Genomic DNA, 1,442 nt, shown 5'->3' with positions numbered 1-1,442 from the left:
TGAACTGCACCCCATTTGTTAGACACCACTAACAATGGAGGTGCAGTTTTTTTGTCTAATTTCAGTTTAGATGAGAAATTGAAGGCCATTCATATGTATCAGAATGGTACTGAAGGAGTCAAAAGCATTGCAAAAACATTAGGGATAAATCATGAAGTTTTACGTATGTGGATTAAGCAATACGAATATCACGGGATAAGAGCTTTTGAAAAGAGCTATACAGCTTACACTGCGTCATTTAAACTAGACGTACTCAACTACATGAATGAGTATGGGACGTCTCCAAATGAAGCTGCTGTCATCTTCAAAATTTCCTCTCCAGGGATTATTAGAAAATGGCGCAATCAATTTAATGAAGATGGTAAGGACGCCCTGAAATCAAAGAAAAAGGGGCGTTCACTCGTGACAAATAACAAAGAAAACATTGCAAAGAAACAAGAACCTACGGAGGGTTCAGTCGAAGCTCTAAAAGCTGAAATAGAACGTTTGAAGATGGAAAACGCCTATTTAAAAAAGTTGAATGCCTTAGTTCAAAACAAGGAAAAATCACCAAACAAGACAAAGCACAAGTAGTCTATGAATTAAGGCATGAATTCCCGGTGGTTACATTGCTAGCGTTCGCTGCCATCCCCCGTAGTACATTCTATTACTGGGTAAAGCAGTTCGATAAACCCGATTTAGACGCAGACCTTAAACTCCTTATTCAATCCATTTACGAGGAACATCAGGGCCGTTATGGCTATCGTCGTATCCGTGATGAATTATTGAATCGGAGAGAACAAGTTAATCATAAGAAAGTGCAGCGTATTATGAAAGAATTAGGCTTGAAATCAGTAGTACGTATGAAGAAATATCGCTCGTATAAAGGAACAGTAGGTAAAGTTGCACCTAACGTTCTCGGCCGTAATTTTAAAGCGGAAAAACCAAATGAGAAATGGGTTACCGACATTACAGAATTTAAATTGTTTGGAGAAAAGCTGTATGTATCACCTGTTTTGGACTTGTTTAACGGTGAAATTATCACGTACACAGTAGGGTCCCGCCCTACCTATTCCTTAGTCTCCGAGATGCTAAATAAGGCCTTTAAACGCTTATCTGAAGAGGACGAACTCCTCCTGCATTCGGATCAAGGCTGGCACTACCAGATGAAGCAGTATCAACATGCTTTGAAGAAACAAGGAATTAGCCAGAGCATGTCACGCAAAGGAAATTGTTACGATAATGCAGTAATGGAGAACTTCTTTGGCATTATGAAGTCGGAGTTTCTTTATCTTAATGAGTTTGAAAGTGTAGATCACTTCAAGCAAGAACTAGCACGATACATAGATTATTACAATCACAAACGTATCAAATCAAAACTAAAAGGCATGAGCCCGGTACAGTACCGAGCTCATGCCCAACAGGTTGCATAAAACATTTGTCTAACTTTAAGGGGTCACTTC

1 protein-coding gene is annotated in these 1,442 nt (G+C 39.2%); it reads left to right on the top strand.

Annotation, left to right across the window (positions count from 1 at the left end; translation table 11 throughout):
• Nucleotides 1-51 precede the first annotated feature (51 nt).
• Nucleotides 52-1,412 (top strand): IS3 family transposase gene (locus PCH02S_RS35470; RefSeq protein ID WP_127458801.1). Its coding sequence is split into 2 segments (ribosomal slippage): nt 52-508 and nt 508-1,412, totalling 1,362 coding nucleotides; the frame shifts between segments, so codons are not numbered across the junction.
• Nucleotides 1,413-1,442: the final 30 nt, after the last annotated feature.

Source organism: Paenibacillus chondroitinus NBRC 15376 (assembly GCF_004000765.1).
In the GTDB taxonomy this organism is placed as follows: Bacteria; Bacillota; Bacilli; order Paenibacillales; family NBRC-103111; genus Paenibacillus_E; species Paenibacillus_E chondroitinus.
Note: the sequence above shows the minus strand (reverse complement) of the source record. Positions and strands in the feature narration are given on the sequence as shown.